This is a genomic window from Candidatus Similichlamydia epinepheli (assembly GCF_003056015.1).
In genome coordinates this window covers 1-3,319 of sequence record NZ_PPEU01000076.1, presented here as the reverse complement: position 1 = coordinate 3,319, position 3,319 = coordinate 1, and the positions used below count along the sequence as shown (strand labels likewise).

Here is a 3,319-nt window from a genome sequence, read left to right as displayed (position 1 = left end):
AAAAATCGAACGTTTTTGCGTCTTTTACAGCCGTTTCTGCAAACGATGCAAAATCGGAATGGACAAAAGACGAAAACTCCGGCAAATCCGGCTTGAGGGTCTCCTCTGCTTTTTTGAGTACAAGTGGATCGCGATCGACTCCAACAAATAGCCGAATTTGGAAATTGCGAAGAATTTGCTGTGCATGTCCACCGCAGCCGACAGTGCAATCTAGATAGGAGAAGGGGTATGTTGGCAGGAATGGATGGAGTAGATTCAGGAGAACTGGAACATGTGAATATTGCACGGGTAGCCTTTTTTAAAATTGAAAGGGCTATTCAAATTGTTTTTTATGAACAGAGAGAGAGCCCGTAGAATGTTTTTTTGAATGAGTTTTCCTATGTTTAGAAAAAAGAAAACGATTCAGATAATTCTAGTGCAGAGCAATAGAGTCAAGGAGGGATGTGTATGCGCAAGGTGACGATTGCCGATTTTGGAAGGGACGAATCTGATCGGTATGCCCGGCTTCAGTCCTTAGTTGAGTCGGTTTGGTCTGCTCACCATGAATCTCGTATCATTCAACATCATGCACGGGTAAGTGTAGCAACTGCTTGGTTGGGAGACGATCGGTTTCGTGAGACTGGGCTTGCTCCTGTGGTGGTGGGGCAGTCTCGTTTTTCTGAACGACTGGACATGTCTCATTACAAACATCCTCTTAGAAAACCTTCGGTAGCACACTATGTCCCGCCGGTAGATTGGCGTTATTTCCCTCCTAGCTGGGCATATCAATACAAAATGATGAGCCTTGACGAAGATGAGTGGGAGGAAATTGAGGACCGCTTGTCCAGTTATTTGCCTAGCTCTGGGCTGAAGAAGCGGCAATTGATGAGTCTGACTATTTTCGTCGGTAGAGTTTTATCACTTGTTAGGTGGTGTATCAGTGCCATTTGTAATCGAGCTAGATTTCAGGGAGCGTAGAAGAATATGCAAGAAGACGATCATTTAGTTTGGCGCGATTTACTTGGATTTTCCGAAGAGCAGGTTCAAGATTTGCGCTTTACTGGTTATTTTTACATTCGACAAGGAAAGTACGAGATTGCCCGTTCATTTTTTGAGGCTCTTGTGATTTTTCAGTCGCAAGAGCTCACATCGAAACAGGATGTTTATGATTTTAAGACATTAGGAGCTCTATACTTGGAGCTTGGGAAATATCGCCGTGCACTACGTTACTTAGATCGAGCGCTCAAGTTTGATCCAGAAGATTGGACGACTCGTCTGAATCGTCTATATTGCCTTTTTTCCATTAATCGAATCCAGGAAGGGTTAAAAGACGCGGAAGAAGTTCGCAAAAGTAATTTTCCAGAGATAGCAGGAGCTGCAGCAGCTTTGATGGCAGGATGGGAAGCGGAACAAGTGGTATCATAAAGAGCTCAAGACGAGAAAGAGGGGGCAAAAGTTAAGTGGCTTTACTCGACCGAGAGCCGGTGTGTCCATCTGTTACTGCGTGGGATCAATTTGTGGAATTTGCTCGTTCTCGATCTTCTTTGACTGCATTTCAGAATTGGATCGAACCGATCATATGTTTAAGTATTGGAGAAAATGAGTGCGTTCTACAAGTTGCTAATGTTTTCGTGCAGGAGTACCTATTATCAAATTTTTGTGAAGATTTAAGGTCGTTCCTTCCAGTTCGGTCCGATGGTAAACCATCTGTACGTTTTGTCATTGCTGACCTGCCTATTCCCGAATCTAAAGAAACTCCACCAAAACAAGTAGCTGCACCACCTTCGGATCAAGCCAGCACAATGAAATTGAATCGTTCATATAAATTCGATTCCTTTATTGAGGGCACCTGCAATCAATTTGCTAAATCTGCTGCTTTTGGGGTCGCAACACGACCAGGAAGAGTTTACAATCCATTTTTCATTCACGGTCCAGTTGGCCTAGGTAAAACACATCTTTTGCATGCGATTGGTCATCACCTACTTCAAAGCCACCGAAAGATTAGAGTGCAATGTTTAACCGCAGAAGAATTTGTTAACGCGCTTGTTTACAGTCTAAGAAACAAAACGGTCGATAGATTAAAGAAAACATATCGTAATCTAGATGTTCTTCTCGTAGATGATATTCAATTTCTTCAAGAGAGACTTAATTTCGAAAATGAGTTTTGCACGATGTTTGAAGCCTTGATCAATCAATCAAGGCAAATTGTAATCACAAGCGACCAGCCACCCTCTGAATTGCAACTTTCTGAGAGGATGATTGCTAGGATGGAGTGGGGGCTAGTTGCGCAACTCGGCATGCCAGATCTGGAGACTCGTGTGGCAATTTTGCAACACAAAGCAGAGTTGAGAGGGTTGAAGCTGGAACAGAAAACAGCCTTTCTACTTGCTCAACACCTGCAGTCCAACGTGCGTCAAATCGAGGGAATTATAAATAAATTATGCGCACAAAGCCGTCTGCTAAATCTTCCTGTCACGGACGAACTAGCAATGCAGAACCTCAGTGAATTGCTAGGATCTACCAAACGTGAAGAATATCGAATCAGTGCAGAAGAGATTATCGAACTTGTAAGTGGGCATTTCGGAATAAAAATTTGCGACATAAAAAGCACAAAAAGTCGAAAAGGACGCTAGAGACGAACCAGATGATGTTCAAGCAGCTCTTGACCAAGCCCAAAATCTCTTTTTTCAAATCAGCCAAAAAATACACGCCAGAGATGGATTGGCTTTATCAGCCTTTCTACAGGGTAAACATCCCTCTTCTCCAACGCCTTTTTTAGAAATTTTAGAAAAAAGACAAGGAGATTTCTTAAGCAAAGGTCCAGACCACTCACGCGTTACAGGAGTCCCAACTAGATTCAATGACCTCGACCACATGATCAATGGGCTTAATCCCGCACATTTAATCATCTTAGCGGGTCGCCCAGGAATGGGGAAAACAGCACTTGGTCTAAATATTTTAGAAAATGTCTGCTTCGAACAAAAGAAACCTGTAGGAATCTTTTCGTTGGAAATGCCAACGGAACAACTCATACATAGAATTATTGCTTCACAAGCAGAAATATCCCTCAGCAAAATACTACAAGGAGACCTGACAGGTGCTGAATTCCAGAGAATAGTTGGCTGCGTTAAGAGGCTTGAGAGCGCGAACATGGTGATAGAGGATCAACCGAACTTAAACATATCCAATCTAAGAACACGCGCAAGGCGCATGAAGGAAAAATTTAATATCGAATTGCTAATGGTCGATTACCTTCAATTACTAGATGGGCCTAGAAGTGGTCGATACGGCGAAAGCAGGCAAAATGAAATATCCGAAATTTCTAGAATGATGAAAAATC

At 42.7% G+C, this 3,319-nt stretch carries 6 protein-coding genes; 5 read left to right on the top strand and 1 reads right to left on the bottom strand.

Annotated features, from left to right (window positions below; genetic code table 11):
* Positions 1-286: 16S rRNA (cytosine(1402)-N(4))-methyltransferase (mraW, locus tag GCCT14_RS05670; protein ID WP_108624338.1), on the bottom strand; the 286-nt coding region annotated here is incomplete at its 3' end.
* Between mraW and GCCT14_RS05550 the strand changes: the two genes are divergently transcribed.
* From GCCT14_RS05550 to GCCT14_RS04015, 5 genes are all read left to right on the top strand, one after another.
* Positions 229-354: a hypothetical protein gene (locus GCCT14_RS05550; RefSeq protein ID WP_275655986.1), complete on the top strand. Its 126-nt coding sequence runs from the start codon at positions 229-231 to the stop codon at positions 352-354. The two genes, mraW and GCCT14_RS05550, sit on opposite strands and share 58 nt — an antisense overlap.
* 93 nt (positions 355-447) lie before the next feature.
* On the top strand, positions 448-957 hold the full coding sequence (locus GCCT14_RS04035; RefSeq protein WP_108624337.1) for a hypothetical protein: 510 nt from the start codon (positions 448-450) through the stop codon (positions 955-957).
* Between the two features lie 6 nt (positions 958-963).
* Positions 964-1,404, top strand: coding sequence for a tetratricopeptide repeat protein (locus GCCT14_RS04030; RefSeq protein ID WP_108624336.1), 441 nt, complete (start codon positions 964-966; stop codon positions 1,402-1,404).
* Positions 1,405-1,439: 35 nt separating this feature from the next.
* Complete coding sequence (dnaA, locus tag GCCT14_RS04025; protein ID WP_108624335.1) at positions 1,440-2,612, top strand: chromosomal replication initiator protein DnaA; 1,173 nt, start codon at positions 1,440-1,442, stop codon at positions 2,610-2,612.
* An 88-nt stretch (positions 2,613-2,700) separates the two neighbouring features.
* A partial coding sequence (locus tag GCCT14_RS04015) for a DnaB-like helicase C-terminal domain-containing protein (protein WP_275655985.1) occupies positions 2,701-3,319 on the top strand: 619 nt, incomplete at its 3' end.